The sequence below is a fragment of the Chryseobacterium sp. c4a genome (assembly GCF_009900745.1).
Lineage (GTDB): Bacteria > Bacteroidota > Bacteroidia > Flavobacteriales > Weeksellaceae > Chryseobacterium.
In genome coordinates, this window is the sequence record NZ_WXVU01000002.1 from 44,571 (window position 1) to 60,931 (window position 16,361).

At 33.5% G+C, this 16,361-nt stretch carries 15 protein-coding genes; 1 reads left to right on the forward strand and 14 read right to left on the reverse strand.

From position 1 onward, the window contains the following. The 9 genes from GTR01_RS04605 to GTR01_RS04645 all read right to left on the reverse strand — a co-directional run bounded on the left by GTR01_RS04605 (position 1) and on the right by GTR01_RS04645 (position 10,126). Positions 1-1,137, reverse strand: a complete 1,137-nt coding sequence (locus GTR01_RS04605; protein WP_160136694.1) for an SH3 domain-containing protein — start codon at positions 1,135-1,137, stop codon at positions 1-3. A 24-nt stretch (positions 1,138-1,161) separates the two neighbouring features. After that, positions 1,162-1,614, reverse strand: a complete 453-nt coding sequence (locus tag GTR01_RS04610; protein ID WP_160136695.1) for a hypothetical protein — start codon at positions 1,612-1,614, stop codon at positions 1,162-1,164. A gap of 43 nt (positions 1,615-1,657) precedes the next feature. Then, on the reverse strand, positions 1,658-2,884 hold the full coding sequence (locus tag GTR01_RS04615) for a hypothetical protein (protein WP_160136696.1): 1,227 nt from the start codon (positions 2,882-2,884) through the stop codon (positions 1,658-1,660). Next, positions 2,859-3,461, reverse strand: coding sequence for a TIGR02594 family protein (locus GTR01_RS04620; RefSeq protein WP_160136697.1), 603 nt, complete (start codon positions 3,459-3,461; stop codon positions 2,859-2,861). The genes GTR01_RS04615 and GTR01_RS04620 overlap by 26 nt, the downstream gene beginning before the upstream one ends. A gap of 90 nt (positions 3,462-3,551) precedes the next feature. Further along, positions 3,552-4,157, reverse strand: a complete 606-nt coding sequence (locus GTR01_RS04625) for a hypothetical protein (protein ID WP_160136698.1) — start codon at positions 4,155-4,157, stop codon at positions 3,552-3,554. 23 nt (positions 4,158-4,180) lie between these two features. Continuing rightward, a complete protein-coding gene (locus GTR01_RS04630; protein WP_160136699.1) occupies positions 4,181-5,143 on the reverse strand; it encodes a tetratricopeptide repeat protein in 963 nt (320 codons plus the stop codon). Positions 5,144-5,145: 2 nt separating this feature from the next. Further along, on the reverse strand, positions 5,146-8,235 hold the full coding sequence (locus GTR01_RS04635; protein WP_160136700.1) for a hypothetical protein: 3,090 nt from the start codon (positions 8,233-8,235) through the stop codon (positions 5,146-5,148). Between the two features lie 18 nt (positions 8,236-8,253). Continuing rightward, the gene (locus GTR01_RS04640; protein WP_160136701.1) at positions 8,254-9,099 is read right to left on the reverse strand and encodes a PAAR-like protein; all 846 of its coding nucleotides are present in this window, start codon (positions 9,097-9,099) and stop codon (positions 8,254-8,256) included. Position 9,100: 1 nt separating this feature from the next. Further along, on the reverse strand, positions 9,101-10,126 hold the full coding sequence (locus GTR01_RS04645) for a LysM peptidoglycan-binding domain-containing protein (RefSeq protein ID WP_160136702.1): 1,026 nt from the start codon (positions 10,124-10,126) through the stop codon (positions 9,101-9,103). A 198-nt stretch (positions 10,127-10,324) separates the two neighbouring features. Here GTR01_RS04645 and GTR01_RS04650 point away from each other — a divergent pair, with 198 nt between their 5' ends. Next, positions 10,325-10,975, forward strand: coding sequence for a hypothetical protein (locus GTR01_RS04650; protein WP_160136703.1), 651 nt, complete (start codon positions 10,325-10,327; stop codon positions 10,973-10,975). A 128-nt stretch (positions 10,976-11,103) separates the two neighbouring features. On the opposite strand, the gene GTR01_RS04655 is transcribed toward GTR01_RS04650, so the two are convergent. The 5 genes from GTR01_RS04655 to GTR01_RS04675 all read right to left on the reverse strand — a co-directional run bounded on the left by GTR01_RS04655 (position 11,104) and on the right by GTR01_RS04675 (position 16,354). After that, positions 11,104-11,625, reverse strand: coding sequence for a hypothetical protein (locus GTR01_RS04655; RefSeq protein ID WP_228452160.1), 522 nt, complete (start codon positions 11,623-11,625; stop codon positions 11,104-11,106). Positions 11,626-11,669: 44 nt separating this feature from the next. Next, complete coding sequence (locus GTR01_RS04660; RefSeq protein ID WP_160136705.1) at positions 11,670-12,146, reverse strand: hypothetical protein; 477 nt, start codon at positions 12,144-12,146, stop codon at positions 11,670-11,672. Positions 12,147-12,240: 94 nt separating this feature from the next. Further along, positions 12,241-14,523: a cation:proton antiporter gene (locus tag GTR01_RS04665; RefSeq protein ID WP_160136706.1), complete on the reverse strand. Its 2,283-nt coding sequence runs from the start codon at positions 14,521-14,523 to the stop codon at positions 12,241-12,243. Between the two features lie 372 nt (positions 14,524-14,895). Continuing rightward, a complete protein-coding gene (locus tag GTR01_RS04670) occupies positions 14,896-15,606 on the reverse strand; it encodes a LytR/AlgR family response regulator transcription factor (RefSeq protein ID WP_160136707.1) in 711 nt (236 codons plus the stop codon). Beyond that, positions 15,581-16,354 (reverse strand): histidine kinase, encoded by a 774-nt coding sequence (locus GTR01_RS04675; protein WP_160136708.1) that lies wholly within the window; start codon positions 16,352-16,354, stop codon positions 15,581-15,583. Before GTR01_RS04675 ends, GTR01_RS04670 begins: the two co-directional genes overlap by 26 nt. Positions 16,355-16,361: the final 7 nt, after the last annotated feature.

The following is a 16,361-nucleotide window of genomic DNA, read 5'->3' on the forward strand; positions in this document are numbered from 1 at the left end:
TTATTCCGTCTTTATTCTACTTTTGTGAACATATCCCTTTTTTCCTTCTTTTGATACTACTAACCACCAGTCTCCACTTTGATCTAATACATCAATCTGTTCACCTGTGTTTATTTTTTGTAGGATTTGAGAAGAAGAGTTCTTATCCTTTCTGAGGTTAGTATATCCATCAGCATCCTGTACTATAAAGATGGCATTACTTTCTTTTTGGTAGATATATTTCACATATTTTTTTAAAGTATGTAAATCATAGAAATTATTTTTTTCCAGGTCAGATTGGTATTTTGAATTTTTATTAAGATAGCTTTCAATATCACCTTGGATTCCCACTCTTAGTTCTCGCTCAAATAAATAAGATATTGTTTGTTCTGGTTCATCATATTCCTTTGGAGAGGCTGAAATTGTATTGATAATTTCACCTATTCTAAGATATCCATTTCCCTCTTTTGCATAAGAAAAGTCTTCAACTTTACCTTTATAGATCATAGTTTCTATATCGTCAAATATTTGTTTTTTTAATTTTTTTTGAGTGCCAGAGTCTATAAAGATTAATTCTTCCATCTCAGAAAGGCTATTAAAATCAAATTTTTTAAATATTGATTCTACAAGTTTTTTATCTTTATTATATCCGTAATGAACGACTAAATCATATAGAAGATTAGGGCTATTAGATTGTAACCAAACATAAGAGACAGGTGTATTATAAAATACATAGGAATTAAAGTGATATAATAAATCAGGATTTATAAATTCAGGTTCATTGGTGTTGACATCCTGTATGAAGATAAATTGATCTTCCCTAATAGCCACTTCAGGAAACATTGAAAGGCGTAAGGCAATAATAGGATTTGAATATTCTTTTACATTAATGGAAAAGATTTCTGAAACTTTGTGATTGAAAGTATCTTCATCCGGAAATTGAAATTTTCTTTGCGCTAATATTTTTTTTGCTGTCTTTATAAATTCAGGAGATAGATCATCATAGTTTGATTTTGTTCCATCGCCTTCATCTGTAATATTGTATGGAGCGGTTTTTAAAGTGGTTATTTCTTTGTTATTCTGTAGTCGATCTTTACCTTCTTTTCCGTTACATGAAAGTAATATGAAGGCAAAAAGTAAGGAAAGGGTTTTCATCATTTTGTAGTATTAGTAATTAAAAAATCATTTTTTTAGTGTTACATTTTTTAATCCATATTTTTTCTGCATGTATTCACTCTCAAATAATAATTTACCTTGGTTATACTTGAGATTACCAAAATAAAACGGCTTATCTGCATAACCTGTATAACCATTAATCAGTTGTGAATATTTTAGAAAAAAAATTCCATCAACAGTTTTATCTACTTTAAGTAGATATTGATTATATATTTTCCCCATGTTTCCAGACTCGGTATAAATGATAGAGTCTTTCTCTATTTTCAATGAAATTCCATAATTGTCCAATTGCTCATTGGTTGCAAAATATTCTCCTGATGGGATAAATATCTGTTGTTTTGTTGATGAATCACTTTTGTTCAGAACACTTATATTGGACATATGATGATCCTTATTATCCTTGCAGCTAAGTAATATAATTACAAGGAATAGGGCTGGAAATTTTAATGGTGTATTCATTTCTATTTTATATAACTGATAACATGATGAATGTTGTTTTTACTTACATATCCAATCCAATTCCATCTCCTTCAATCTTTGCATCATTCCAATATTTTTCAAAAAAAGGTAATCCGTAATATTTTTGTTTTTTAAATTCTTCATCATATTTCTTTTGTAAATCCTCTTGTGAATGCTCATAAAATGTTCCCATAAATGAAAAGGTCATACCTGTTTTTTCTTTATGTTTTTCTCCAAAATATAATAGATGGGCTATAAGTCTAGATTTCTGTTCAAATGACAAATTTTCTAATTTTACTCTATCCGTCCTGATATCTTCTAAAACAGATACTATTTCTTTTGAATATTTTTCAGGGTCAGAATCCATGTATGCAAAAGTTTCGGAGTGAATATTAAAGCTATTATCACAATTTTTAGTGTAAAATACTTTCAAATATGTTTCTTTGTCTTTGCTGTATTTCTCAATTCCGTTTCCTTTGATATACCATTCTAAAAGATCCTTATCTTTTACATAGCCAAAATCTTTAACCAGTGTTTCAAGAAACATTTTATCATTAAATTTTAACCATACAAGATCAGCTTTACTATCATTGAATAAATATTTATTTTGAGCGGTAATACGTTGGATATTCTGGTTTCTTTTTTGCAGCAGATTAGGTTCATTCATCCATTTGTTGATTGTAATTTCTTCTCCCTTATTGTTTTTATAACTGTTAGAGAGTTTTTTTTCAAATTCAATAACCTCAGGAAATTTTTTTTGATAATCAATAATTTCAGGGATTGTATATAAAGGAGCAATGAAGCCGCTATTTTTAAATAAGAAATAGCCATTATAATCTATTGTATTATTCTGATAGTAGATACTTTCCCTATTACATGGATTGAAAAAGTTAACATAAATATAATTTTTTGTAGATGAATAATCTAAATCTCTTTGGAATACTAATTTGACCTTTTTTTTGAATTCATCAATAGAGAGTTGTCTATATCCATTATTTTTTAATATTTTATCAAGTGTTTGATTTTCAATATCTAAGTCTTCTTCGTTGTATTGGGTTTGAAAATCAACAGCATTACCGATTGTTGCTTTTAACCCTTTTTTTAACTGTTCTTCAAGTATATTAATTTCATTATTCATTATGACTTTATTTTCTGTATTATTTAATTTTTTATCTTCTTTTTGACAAGAAGCAAAAAGACTAATAAATGTGCAGATAAGAATTGTTTTTTTTCTCATAAATCCTTTATGTTGTTTTGCCACTGATTTCATTACTTGATTTTTTTAGTAAATTGCTTTTGTTTAGTGCTTTAGGGTCTAGCTTGAGTTCTTCTGGTTTAAATTCATCTTCCTTATTGTCTTCATAATCTTCGGGAAGAAAATATCCTACAATTTTTTGTTCATAGTCCCCTGATGGGCTTCTGCTACTAAATTGTAGACTACTTCCCTGATTTCCACCTATAGGAACAATATTTCCATTACTTTCATAGCCATAATGAAAAGCAACATGCCCACCTCCTCCAGAAATATTTTTCCAGACAATAATACAACCATATACAGGTTTTGAAATTCTTCTCATATGTGAAGGTCTATCGGGTTTGCTAGCTCCATCATGTAAATAACTTGGATTAAATTCCAAGGCTCTACAGGTGCTAGGGTTTGCATAACCAGCTTTTGCAAGACACCAACTAGCAAAGGCAGCACACCAAGATACAGATGTTGGGTCTGTTTTACTAGTTGTATATTCATTGGGTATCGAAAAATATTCACTTTTAATTCGTGTTACTAGAGGATCCTTACCTTCTTTGTAACCACCATAATTTTTTGCTTCTTCCAATACTATTTCCATCCATGGAGCACGTTTTCCTGTAAATGTTTTTTTCTCTTCTGGTTTATCTTCACAAGATTTTTGCTTTCAACATTTCTTATAATATTTCCGTTATATTTTTGAAATAGTACCAATAGCTAATATCTTATATTTCTCCTTTTTTTTCTTTTTTGAACTGTTTGTAAAACTGATTTCATAGATGTCAATTGTCATATCAGGATTGATGATAAATGCTTCATAGGTGTCCTCTTCAGGCATTGCATAACCAATTGATTGACGACTAATTACTTTATTATTGTGTACTGTAACAATTTCTTGTGAATTAGAATCCCCTTCAAAGTTCAGGACATATATATCGATATTACTTCCAGATGCAGGTTGTATTTGAAAAATAGATTCTGGGTTGCTTTCTGTAATACCCATAATTTTAATTATTCGAGCAGATTCTGCTTGATCTAAAACAGGATACATTTTTGAACAGTCCGATGAGGGTTCCTGAATACAAGTCTTCTTATATTTTTCATAATCAAAAGGAAGGGAAACATATTGGCTGTTGGTTGAACTGCTACCTGTTGGCTCAGTTGTTTTAATATCAGGTTTCGGTGATAATAAGGTAGCTTGTGCTTTTAAAGAATTATGATTGGTATTATTGGGTTCTGGAACTTTTTTACATGATATCAATGCAAAAAATACAAATGGCAATATTAATTTATTCATATAATAGTATATTATTTAATAATTTATTTAGTTCGATCGTAAACTTTTTGAGGAATTTTTGAAATATCTTTTTTCTGACTTTTCATCAACTCAATATATTTAAGATATGCTTCTTTTGCTTTTTCTTTATTGTCAGCATTCCAATAAGAATCTCCTAAATTTAGATAGGCTACAACTCTATTCGGATGCTTTTCAATAATTTCTTTTAACAAAAAGATACTGGTAATATTTCCACCTTTTGTGTAAGAATTGTAATAGGCAATATCGTTATAATCATTTAAATTATTCTCATTAAGTGGATTGAAATATAGCCATTCAGCAACTGTTTCCAAACCTACAGTATTTTGCTTACTTAAGGTATTGGTTTTATTTGCTGATTTCAATAATACCAAAGATTTAGTGAAGTTTGATAATGAGCTCTCTTTTAACTCTTGGATTTCTTTATTGTAAATATTTTTATTATCAACGGTTTTATTATCAATACTGTTGGATAAACTATTCATATCTATCTTAACTTTAGGGATAAAATCATCATCAATTGTTGAGGTTGAAGTTTTATATAAATACCAGTTATCTTTGATAAATTTATAGTAATAGATTTCAGTTGTCTTAAAGTTTCCACAACAAGAAGTTCCAATTATTATTTCACCAGGTCTTCCCTTTGAAATAAATAAATTACTTACGGGGTTTTCTACTTCAGTGAAGTACTCATCATTAATAATAAAAGATTTCGATTCTGAAAACTTATTATTCTCCCTTTGTAAGAAGATTTTAACATGTTTTTCTTCTGGTGATTTATTCAGAATTTGAATATAATCAATTTTATTATCCTTATTAAAATCTCCTCTCACAGTATCTTTTAGAAGCTGATGATTTTTACCCTCTTTTCTAGAGGATAAATTATTATTTTGTATATGTTTGTTATCTGCCTGTTTACAAAAAACAAACTGAGTAATCACTGTTAAAAATAAAATAGGTTTAATCATTTTTATTTTTTTAAATCGTTTAATCTTTTTAAAGCTGCTTTTCTTACGTTTACATATTTGTATGTTTTGTCTTTTATGACTTTTGTATACACTAAATCAGAAAAATAACTTAATTGTTGAATTGCATAATAGTTTGTTGTTGTGTCAGCATCCTTTGTTAAATCAATAAACCTTTGATAGCCCTCAATGGCTAGTTGCTTATCTTTTGTACAACCTTTCTTTTTAAATATTGGATCATGCCATAGTCCCCATGCAAAAGCTGCTTTTTGATCATCATAAGCTTTACTATCTTTAAATTTATAATCTGTAGTCTTTCCTTTACTTGTGGTACATTTAGAATATAATAATTCAAATCCTTTTTTTACGCTAGCAAGTCTGTTGTCAATATGGTTAAATCCTCCATTTACACGATAGCAAATGTAAATAAAATCATTATTGTTGGCATGGCCGTTGAGAACAGCCCTTTTGTCCCAGAACCAACCTGCTGAGTGGGTAGCATAAGGAGATTGAGCAACTTTATCTCTTGCAGCTGCACTTGATGTTACATCTTCTCCAATTGCAGCTTGAAAGGCTTCATAATTTTCTTTACCTGTTAACTGAATTAGACCTCTTCCATGCCAGCCTTTGTATGGGGCAAGATAATCGGCATCTCCTAGCTCAATATTATATTTGAAACCTTCGGACTCTTTGTTAACCTGAGCCAAGAAATGTATTTTTTGTAAGCATGAATTAATATTAAATTTCTTAAATGTTTGATTAAATCCATCAAAATATTTATCAATATTGGCTTGAGTTGCAGTAATAGCAATACCTTTTAATTGCTCTTTGGTTAAATCAATATTACATGAACACTTTCCAGTAGCTTGTGTTGGTGCTACTTGACTTTGATAGCTTGAATAACAGCTGCAGGTATTGGCATAGCCTGCTTCAATAGCTAATTGAACAATATTTTTTCCATTTAAAGCGGTTAAGCTCTTACAGAAATATTTATCTTCCAGGTATTGAGCATCAAACTGCCTTACATCCATGTGAATCCAGCTGAAAGTATGATCGAACCTTACTTTCCCTTTGCTGTTGTATAGTAAGTCAATAGGTTCTATTGAAAACAGATTGGTATTAGGCCATTCTTTTTGAGCACCCAGATATTTAACAAATATGTTATCCCTCATACTTCTTAATTCCACAAGGTTCTTTTTGTTTTCACCTCTAATAGCCCAACTACCTTTACTGAACTGCATATCAATAGCCTTTCCTTGGTGGTTGGTGGTTGTATAGTTTTTGAATCTACACCTATATCCTGAGGTGAAATGATCTATTTTATAAGTAGTTTGTTTACTAAAATAGAATTGCAACGCTTTGAATCCAAATAAAAGAGATCTGTGAATTCCCGGATATTCATATTTATGATAGGCTTCAACTTTACTGGCGCTTTTATATGTACCTTTTCCGGTTCCATCTCCAAACCCACCACAACTATTGGTTTCTTGAATACCCCTTAAAGCACTGGTTGCTTTTTTACCTTTTGTAGAACAGTCACATTTCATTTGGTTCCAGAATGTTGTACTAATATCAAAATTTTTAGAAAACTCGTCAATAGCCCTTAATACATTCCCACATACTTTACCCGTTTCAGGAACTTTCATATAGTCTTTCTGAAACTGCTTAACCATTTTCTCCGTCCTGTCTGTAAATTTATCCGTTGGTACATTCCCTCCAAATCCTGCTAGGCGAATATTAATTTCTCTAATCAGTTCACTTGGAGGAGTGCTTTTATCAATACAATATTTGCCTCCACAATTTTTAGTTTTAGTTTTCGGCTCATTCTTCACCCCAGTCGCCGTTTTCCCATTATTCTGTGGCTTGGGAGTTTCCATAATACCCACATCAATAATTTTTGATTTGGCAGAGATATCTATATAAATAACTTCCGCAAAGATTTCCTGTTGGCCTCCTTTCCAATAATATTCGCCACTATCCGGATTTTTAGGGTCCTTTCCTATTTCTCCGGTTTTTTGCATGGCGGCAGTTAAGGGCATAGAAAGATTTATTTTATCCCCTAAGAATGTGTGTTCATGGCTATATAAAAGGTCATCTTTTCCAATCGAGTCATGCTCCCATATTTTAAGGGTGTATTTTTTGCCTATAAGGTTTTTAGATTCTATATGAACAATTATGGTTTCTCCAAATTTAGGATTTTTAGTAAACTCTTTACCATTTTTATCGGTCAGTTTTACTAGGGTAATTTCTCCTTTTTTATCCGGTTGATTATTAGGTGAATGAGGTCTTGTAGAACCTTTTGGGGAATTGGGTTGAGGTTTGGGTGGAGCAGGTTTGGGCTGTGATGTTCCACCAGTACTTCCTGCTGGCTTTTTAGGTGGGGCAGGAGGAGCTTTATACTCAGGATTATTAGCATTGGCATTATCTGAGGCTTTTAATTTCCCATTGTACTCTGCCGTAACATAATATTCATGCTGCTTTTTATCGTCCTCCCTTTGGTTGGCGATCGCAATATAAGTGTTGAGCAATGCAAAATTCCAGCGGGCATTGCCCTGACTGTCTACCAGGACAGGAGGAGATTTTACGATAGATTGATTCTTTTTATTGTGGCCATCACCTCTTTCATCATCTTCCCAGAGGGTGAAAATAATATGTTCACCTTCCATACCCTGGCATTTAGCGATTGCCCAAAGACGATCTTGATAGCTTAATTTCTTATTAACAGGAGTGCCATCCTGAAAAGTGAGTTTTACATTAAGGATATTTTTTTCTGCTGAAGGCTGCTGTTCATTCTTTTGAGGCTGTACGATAATAGACATAGGTTCTTTACCCTCAGGGCTGTGAAGATAAGCTTCCACTCTGTAGGTGTATTGCCAGGCATCTTCACGAAAAGTAAATTCGCCAGTTTTTTTCTTGATCGTAGTAGGAGTGAACTTGCCATCCGGTCTTTTTCTAAACAATTCCCAAGTGACAAGTGACTCTTTTCTTTCATTAAGCGGAGTGGCGGGATACCATTCCGTTACTTTATATAATGCTTTTTCTCCTGTTTTAGGAGACGTATTTCCGGTGATTCTTAAAACGCCTTTTTTTGCCATGATCTTTAGTTTTTAGGGTTACCAGGCTTCTGCCTCCTGTTCATCAGTTTCTGCTTTGAATTGGTCAAAATTAACAATAGGATTATAAACCTGCTGTTCCTTTGTATCTGCTTTATTAACCTGGTTTTTACCCGCTTCACTTTGCTGGCCATGTTTTAAGATCGTTATTTTACCACCTGTGGTACACATCAGTTCAGATATTTCTGTCAGGCAGCTCTTTCCCATAACCTTTACTTTTTCATAAGGTTTTTGCCATTTTCCTGCAGCAGCATAAGCACAGGGAAGGTATCCTCCGGAAGTCGGTTTAAGCTTACATTGTCCAAAAGGTTGCGCAGGAGGATCGAATTGTAGATCATCTTCTGTTACGGCAAGATAATCTGCCTGCCCTTCCTTGTCATTCCAATAATGCTTCTGGTGACTGGTTACTGTGAACTTAGGAAACTTGAAACCCTGATTACATTGTACGGTTCCTTTCTGGATGACAAAATATTTTCCTTCATGAGGGCCTGAGCTACTGCCACTGTCCTTATTTTCTTTTTTTTCTTTCTCTTGTTTTTCCTCGCTTTTTTCAGAGGGCTGATTTTCAGAGGCTGACTGATCTGAAGGAGAGTCTTCCCCAGTTCCTTCATCGGTTGTTGCTTCCTGAGAAGAATCCACAGGAGTGGCAGGCGAGTTTTCTTCTTCAGCCATAAGCTGTGGATCGTCCGGAATGATGATTTTCTTTCCGGGAATAGGTTCCTGCATAATATCCTCCTCTGAGCAATGGAGATTGTGATAGGTCTTTAAAATACCCTCATTTTTCAGTTTAAATTGCTGAGCCAGCGAGCTGAAGGTATCGCCCTGCTGTATGACATAATTTTTCATATTATCCTTGTGTTATCGTGATGGTGTGTTGTTGAATGAATTCTTCTCCACGCCAAAGGTTGATACTGGCTGTGGCTTGAAGAAGGTTTTTATTTTTTTTATGAGTGGTGTATTCAATAATGATATGTCCTGTAACAGGATCTTCAGCAGGAATATTATATTTTGTTCCGGTTTGCAATTCCTGTAAACTGTAAAATTCTGTACTGTTTCCCGTTAAAATAGTTGTAATATGATCTTGATCCTCATTTTTTTGCTCAATTTCCATTTGACATTGTACAGAAAAGGAGTTTTGTAAAAAGTAAAATGATTCTGTCCAATCAGTTTTCTTATGAAACCAATCCATTTTAGGAAATAAGGTTTGAAAGAGTAGGGTACCCTGAAATTGTTGCAGAAAAAATGATTCTTCAGCAATATTTTTTTCAAAAGTATCCAGATATTTTTTAGAGATTTCTCCAATGAAGAATTCATCAAGATCTCTACGCTTATCAGTAAATGTTGTAATGATCTTTTTATGGTCTGCGAACCCTATGATTCTACCTTGTTCATTGAGAACAAAATCAATAGGCATAATGCTTTTCATACAGGAAATAGACAGATCGCTCATTTTATCATCCGGAAGATTTCCATTGGCTATAAAATGATCCTGACTGTATGAGACCTTATAATGTGCCGTGTTTCTGTCTTTATGAACCTCAAGATTTACATCGTAATCTACCGTTAAAGAAGGTTGAAACGGACTTTCAAAAGTCTCGGAGATCTTATATGTTTTTTCGAAAAATGAATCAGAAATCTGAAGAAGAGGAAGGATCTCTTTTCTTTTCTGATCTTTCTGTTTTTCAGTTTGAATATGAAGCGGAACAAAAACACTTTTCACCTCATTTAAATGATCAAACCAGATTCTATCCATTCTTTGGCAATGAGAGTTGTGAAATAACTTGAGATCTTCTCCGGTAATACCCAACCGGGAAGCAATGGAGCTCAGGGAATCTCCATTTCGAACCTTATATTCTAAAAAACCAATTTCCATCGTAAGTGAATTATACTATAAAACTATTAAAAAACTAAATTTGAAATTAATTTTTAAGGTTAAATTTTAAAAATTGTAGTAAAACTACGACAAGAGAATACTGAGATTTTGAGGTAAATCCAAAAGAAGATTTACTAATTTTGTAAAAATACCCATCAGGAATACGGTTTTCCACCACTTAATACAAGATCTAATCCTATGAAAAATAAATATTTACAAAGTCTTTTTATGCTATTGGTAACCTTCCATTTTGGATATGCTGGAAATTATCTTCCTAAGATGCCAGCATTTTCAGTAAGCCAACAGGATACTACAAGAATTAAAGAAAGCCACAATGAAGAAGATATTGAAGCCAATGAATATTTGAAAGACCGTTTGAAACCTATTCAGGCTAATTTTAAGCGAATCAATTCTATCACTCAATGGACAGCCATTAAAAAGAAAGATATTGAAGGGGAATCAGCCGAAGGAGGAGAAGCTGCGTATTATTATAAAAATAAGCGTCTGGAAAAGATTATAGCCAGACATTATGGAGAAATGGGGCAGGTTTTGATAGAATATTATCTCTTGAATGGGCAGCTATCTTTTGTTTTTGAAAAAGATTATAAATACAATCGTCCGCTTTTCTACAATGAAAAGGTAATGAAGGAAAACAATGATACGGAAGCTTTTGATTTGAAAAAATCAGAGATTACGGAAACCAGAAACTATTTTGAAAACGGATCATTGCTGCATATTGTAGATAGTCAGGATTGTGGAGCTCCCTTCAGTGGAGATTATATGACAGAACAGGATAAAAGTTTAAAAGATGATTTTAAAAGACTTTTAAAGTTGGAGAAAGAAAATTAAATATTTTAGGTAGATTTATGGGGTATTTTATTTTTACTACATAGATTAAAAATAAGTACTCTGAAAGCAAGTTGATGTATATGACTTCAAGTAATGGTAAGACAAAAAGTAACCTCCAGCTTCCATCCTTATTTCATGTCTTTAATAAGGCTAAGGCGTTCCTCAACCTCTTTGATCTTACTGATCCAGTAATTAATTCCTTCCTGGTTTGTTACAGTTTCTTTAAATGCATTGCGGTTCACGATCCATAGTTCAGATCTGTTTTTTTGATACTCAATTTCACGTTCCCTTTTTGTTTCCGGCTCTATACGGTATCTCCAATACACCAGTGAGTGCATATATTCTGCACGGATTTTTTCAAGATAAGAGATAATGGCTTTACGATCCTGCGGAATATATCCCGGCCCGGAACATCCACAAGAGTGAAAGGTAATCCCTACAGTATAGAGATCACGGATATGTGCCCATTGTTTATGATCATTTTTTGCTGGCGATTCAAAGTCAAGACCCATATTGGCCATAAGATTCCCACATTCGGGGCATTTGGCTTCCACGGAGATCTGAGCATCTCTGTCTACATCTTTTAAAACGCGACGTTTGAATGTTTTTTGACAGTTGAAACAAGCATAATGACATTTATAAACCATCATGGCATATCGGCACATAGTTAATCTTTTGTTTTTATCGTTATTAATTATTTTTTCTCTTCATAGCTGATTCCCATAAAACTGCTGGCACTTCTCGGATCATAGACCGACCATACATTTCCCCAAGGAAAATTAAACGTACAGCTTGGATAAGGTGTTTTCTTTTTCCGGGTGGGTGGTATGCCTAAAATTAAGGATAGAAATTTATTATTCCGGTGAAATACCTGCATTTCCTTTTCTTCTGTCCATTCATTCCAATCTTTGGCATCAGAACTTTCCCATGTATTCATTTGAATACTATGCAGCTGATCTCCCAAAAAGCAAAGACTGAAAGAAAGTTGGTAGCTTTCAATTTCTATAGCTTTGAAATAATACCAAAAATATCCGGTTTTTACATCCCACATATTCTGATATTTTTCCTTATAAAAATCAGTCTGTTTCAGCTGATCCAGCGGCATTTTTCTACTTATTTGAGTGTTGAAATCATTCAATTCCAGGGTGCCATTTTCATTATTAATCAGCATATTCAAAAAAATTGAAGCTATAAATATACCCGTTTTTTCTTTACAGACAACGAATAATATTTACAGCTTCTAGTAGAAATAGAAAATATCGGTGTTACGGATTTGATATAATTAATGTTGATGGAATATCGGAGAGCCAAAGACTCTTCGTATCGATCAGGTTTTTCCAGCTTTTGCTGCTGATGAGCATCAGATCCTGAGAATTAAGGAACTCTTTTTCAATTTTTTTCTCGTTATACAAAGTAATGTGATTAGGAGCCACTTGCTCAATGCTTCTGATGAGTTCTTTTACTTCGATATTGTTGCGGATCTGTCCTGCTGCATCCAGAATGATAATCTGAGAATTATTATTGTTAATCAGCCTTTTCGCATATTCAAGAAGATAAAAATCACTCAGGTTGAAGATCGGAACAAATACCTTATCTGCAGCACTAAAGTCCTTTTCTACCAAAACTCCTACAGGAATATTGGTTTTATCAAGAATCTGGAGTGTAAAATCGTCAAAAGGAGAATTGTTGAAAATATTTCCTTTACCTTTTACTGTATTTAAAAGCTTTTCAGGGTTAATGATCTTGGTGGTGAAACCTAACAGTCTGCCTAATAAACTTCCTTCATACATCGATTTTCCAAGCATGATGAGCAAAAGATCATAATGCCCTTTGTTGGTAATACTGGTCAGATCGTTTTCTATATCTGTAGAGGCTTTAAAAAGAGTGGTGATTTCAAGATTCAGCTCATGTGATTTTTCAATGACGTTCTGGAATTGAGACTCTTCATACTCGTCAATATCATAGGCATGTATTTCATCTACAGGAGCAATATTCATGGCGGTGATGCTTTTGTTGCCATTCATTTTATGGGTGAAATCGTGAGCCAATTTTAATAAAGTGCTTCCGGATTCAGGGTTATCAAAAGAAAGCAATACCCGATATTTTGAATCGTTGGCCGGATCTGCCGAATCGTCGTTTTCTTTTTTAGATTTAAAAATAAAATTGATAAAGTCTAAAGCCGGGCCGGTCATAAAAGTAGTAAACAAAGCCATAATCACAAGCATGGCGAAAATTTCAGGCCCTAATACTCCCAGATCATAGCCAATGTTAAGAACAATAAGTTCCATAAGTCCTCTGGTATTCATTAAAGCTCCAATCGTTAAGCTTTCTTTCCAGTTGATGCCCACAAATTTGGCCGTAAGGGCACTTCCTGCAAATTTTCCAACAACTGCGGTTAAAATAATAAATCCGGCGGTCATCCACAGGTGGCTGTCATTCAATAATCCGATTTGAGTACGAAGCCCTGTGAAAACAAAGAATAATGGAAGAAGAAGTACTAATGCTACATCTTCTACTTTGTCGATAAATAAAGTACGGAATTTTGCGTTTTCAGGCATAATAGCACCTGCCATAAATGCTCCGAATAAAGCATGAATTCCAATAACTTCAGTAACGTATGATGATAAGATCAATGTCAGGAAGAAAATCGCAACCATTGGTTTATTAATGGTATTTTTCCCAGCCTGAAGATCTCCGATTCTTTTTAGGAATGGTCTTACGATTTTAATCATCAGGAGCACATACGCAATAGCCATAATAATGACATAGATGGAACTTGTAAAAGAACCTGCCTTTACAATGGCAATTACCGCAGCAAGAATACACCAGGCCGTAATATCATCTGCTGCTGCACAGGTAATCACAATAGTCCCAAGTTTAGTTTTCTGAAGATTTCTTTCCTGTACAATCCTTGCCAATACCGGAAAAGCCGTAATACTCATGGAAATGGCAATAAACAAAGCAAAAGAGGTAAACTGAATACCCGAAGGTGAAAATTCCTGATAAATAAAATAAGATAACCCTATTCCAAGAGCAAAAGGAATAATAATACTGGCATGGCTGATGACCACAGCATCATGTGCCTTCTTTCTTAAAACACTCAGATCCAGTTCCATTCCAACAATATACATGAATAGGATAAGCCCTATCTGACTTAAAAACTGTAAGTTGCCTAGTGACTCTTTTGGAAAAAGAAATGCTGAAAATTCCGGAAAGTACATTCCCAGAAGAGAAGGGCCCAGAACAATACCCGCAATCATCTCTCCGATTACGGAAGGCTGTTTGATCTTCATACAGATCCATCCAAAAAGCCTTGCAGTAAGGATGATCGTAACAATCTGTGCCAATAATAATGCTAAAGGATGATGGAGATTTGTTTTAAATGATTCCTGAAAATTATCCCAGGTAGATCCGGTACTGGTTTTAGTGACGATGTTTTCCTTAATTTCCAATGTTTGTCCTTCAATAATGAAGAAGTACATCAGACAGGAAAAAACCGCTATGGTAGTGATGTAGAAAATTAAATTTCTGTATTTCCCCCAATTCATGATTCCTAATATTTTGATGCAAAGTTGGTGAGAATAAATTGAGATTAAAATACCTTGTTTTTAAAATGTAATGAATACGGTAAAAAATGTAATAAAAATCTTAGTGTTGAAATAAAGTTTTTAAATGTTCTTTTGTCTTGAAACAAAAGAACGAAAAATTCAAGACTTGGAAACTTCCGCTAAAAATGAAGACTGTTCTCTAAAAACTCTAAACTCGTGCGGTAGCCATCTATTTTTATTATCAACATTTGTCCCGCACTCAAACAATAGAGTTTTCTTAACGTTCACAGCCTTCATTTTTTTAACGCTCCAGTTTCCTAGGTCGTTTAAAAAGCCATCAGATTAACTTTGTTTGTGAAGTAGATTTAGAAGCTATTTTGTAAACAGCTCCATTAATGAGCTTTTGTAGGCATCTCCAATCTGAAGTTTCAGGAAATGATCATCCTCAGCAGGAATGGTTGTAATAATTTCGTTAGTGCCCAATACTTTGATAGAAGATAATGCGATAATCTCTTTCTTATTAACCTGGGCGAAATCCTTGGCAGAAAGCATTTCCAGAAGGTTCTTAAAATTAAGGTTCTTTAAAACAATAGAGGTTCCGTCGTTGAGAATAATATCTTTATCACGGCTATCGATTTCAGAAGTCTTGATGTAAGCGATTTGTTCCGTCAGGATAACTGTTTTACCAATATTGCTGTTCCACTCGATAAAAGTCTTCTTCTGAATAGTACTGATCTGTTCTTTAGCCTTTTCAAAAGCTTGAATAAGACGCTCTTTTTTGATGGGTTTTCTTACATAATCAACCACGTTAAGGTCAAAAGCTTCTGCTGCGTATTCTTTGTAAGCGGTGGTGAAGATGATCTTTTTAGAACCGGAGATGATTTCTGCAACCTGAAGACCTGTCATTCCGGGCATTTCAATATCCAGGATGCAAAGGTTACACTCAAGAGAATCTATTTCGTTCAGAAAAAGCTTGGGATCATTAAATGCTTTTATGACTTCTACGTCCTCAATCTGTTCACATAGAAGTTTCAAATAGCTGATGGCTAATAATTCATCATCCAGAATAACGCATTTTATCATAGAATTCTCCTAAATTGATTTTTAATTCTGCAGTGAAGATACCGTTTTTTGAACTTTTTTCCAGCTGGTAATGAGTGTTGTAGATCATCTTTAATCTCTGATCCAAAGACTGGCTTCCAAAACCGCTTTTTTCCTTTTCCAGACTATTTTTTAAGGAAGCTTTATTGCTTACTTTCATCGTGAATACTTTGTTTTCAAGTTCCATAAAAATAGAAATAAAAGAATCCTGAGCCAGAAAATCGGTGTGTTTAAAGGCATTTTCAATAAGATCAACGGAAATAAGAGGGGCAAAAACCTTTTCCTCATAAATAGAATCCATTTTATTGATCTTGAATTTAATCCTGAAGTCGAAGAGAGGATTCACTTTAATTTTATTGATCTCAATAAGGCTTAAAGCGAAGTTGAGTTCCTCTTTTGGACTTACATATTTATTGTTGCTTTCGTATAAAATATAATCCAGTACATTGGCCAGCTTATCCAGAGACATATAGGTTTGGTAAGCATGAGATTGAACAGAATTCAGGATGTTTTTAAACAAATGCGGATTCAGCTTTGTTCCGATATGTTCCAAACGAACTTCATTCAGTCTTTGTTCAATGATTGTATTCGTTTCTAAAAGCTTAGTATTGTTTTGTTTCAGTTTTTGATTTTTACTGAAGAAATAAATACTTGTAGAAAGAAAAAGGAAAATGGCAAAAACTCCGATGAATATCAGATAATCATGAATCATGTAGTAATTGCCTTCCATAAAGCTG

Excerpts from the sequence above, each read along its gene's own strand:
- GTR01_RS04605 (WP_160136694.1), bottom strand. The coding sequence starts at position 1,137 with ATGATGAAAACCCTTTCCTTACTTTTTGCCTTCATATTACTTTCATGT.
- GTR01_RS04610 (WP_160136695.1), bottom strand. The coding sequence starts at position 1,614 with ATGAATACACCATTAAAATTTCCAGCCCTATTCCTTGTAATTATATTA.
- GTR01_RS04615 (WP_160136696.1), bottom strand. The coding sequence starts at position 2,884 with ATGAAATCAGTGGCAAAACAACATAAAGGATTTATGAGAAAAAAAACA.
- GTR01_RS04620 (WP_160136697.1), bottom strand. The coding sequence starts at position 3,461 with ATGGAAATAGTATTGGAAGAAGCAAAAAATTATGGTGGTTACAAAGAA.
- GTR01_RS04625 (WP_160136698.1), bottom strand. The coding sequence starts at position 4,157 with ATGAATAAATTAATATTGCCATTTGTATTTTTTGCATTGATATCATGT.
- GTR01_RS04630 (WP_160136699.1), bottom strand. The coding sequence starts at position 5,143 with ATGATTAAACCTATTTTATTTTTAACAGTGATTACTCAGTTTGTTTTT.
- GTR01_RS04635 (WP_160136700.1), bottom strand. The coding sequence starts at position 8,235 with ATGGCAAAAAAAGGCGTTTTAAGAATCACCGGAAATACGTCTCCTAAA.
- GTR01_RS04640 (WP_160136701.1), bottom strand. The coding sequence starts at position 9,099 with ATGAAAAATTATGTCATACAGCAGGGCGATACCTTCAGCTCGCTGGCT.
- GTR01_RS04645 (WP_160136702.1), bottom strand. The coding sequence starts at position 10,126 with ATGGAAATTGGTTTTTTAGAATATAAGGTTCGAAATGGAGATTCCCTG.
- GTR01_RS04650 (WP_160136703.1), top strand. The coding sequence starts at position 10,325 with ATGAAAAATAAATATTTACAAAGTCTTTTTATGCTATTGGTAACCTTC.
- GTR01_RS04655 (WP_228452160.1), bottom strand. The coding sequence starts at position 11,625 with ATGATGGTTTATAAATGTCATTATGCTTGTTTCAACTGTCAAAAAACA.
- GTR01_RS04660 (WP_160136705.1), bottom strand. The coding sequence starts at position 12,146 with ATGCTGATTAATAATGAAAATGGCACCCTGGAATTGAATGATTTCAAC.
- GTR01_RS04665 (WP_160136706.1), bottom strand. The coding sequence starts at position 14,523 with ATGAATTGGGGGAAATACAGAAATTTAATTTTCTACATCACTACCATA.
- GTR01_RS04670 (WP_160136707.1), bottom strand. The coding sequence starts at position 15,606 with ATGATAAAATGCGTTATTCTGGATGATGAATTATTAGCCATCAGCTAT.
- GTR01_RS04675 (WP_160136708.1), bottom strand. The coding sequence starts at position 16,354 with ATGGAAGGCAATTACTACATGATTCATGATTATCTGATATTCATCGGA.